General features: G+C 64.1%; 1 protein-coding gene. It reads right to left on the bottom strand.

Features of this window, described 5'->3' with window-relative positions:
- Positions 1 to 205: 205 nt before the first annotated feature.
- Positions 206 to 352 carry a UTRA domain-containing protein gene (locus BN1134_RS19420; protein ID WP_232300665.1) on the bottom strand — a complete coding sequence of 49 codons (147 nt, stop codon included), beginning with the start codon at positions 350 to 352 and terminating at the stop codon, positions 206 to 208.
- Positions 353 to 362: the final 10 nt, after the last annotated feature.

The following is a 362-nucleotide window of genomic DNA, read 5'->3' as shown; positions in this document are numbered from 1 at the left end:
TCAGCTCGGCCAGCTGCTCCGGCTCAAAGGCGGTGTAGACGGTCAGGTCGGTGGCCGCCTGAGCGGTAAATGCGGCCAGTAGACTGGCGGCCAGCAGGGGTCGTTTCATCCTTCTCTCCTCTATTTGGTCTAAACCAGATGGCATGGAGAGGCTAGCGAGCGGTGATGACAGCGGGGTGACAGGGGGATGACCAAACCATGAAGGTCACTCGGCGGTGTCGACCTCGATCTCCAGGCTGTCGTGGCGCCAGTACTCGAGATCCATATCGAGCACCTGGCCGTGCTGATCGAAGTTGAGTCGCTCAAGGCGCAGCGCCGGCAGCCCCGCCGTGGCGCCGAGCAGGCGGGCCACCTCGTCGGGC

It is taken from the genome of Aeromonas simiae (assembly GCF_000820125.1).
Classification (GTDB): Bacteria; Pseudomonadota; Gammaproteobacteria; order Enterobacterales; family Aeromonadaceae; genus Aeromonas; species Aeromonas simiae.
Note: the sequence above shows the minus strand (reverse complement) of the source record. Positions and strands in the feature narration are given on the sequence as shown.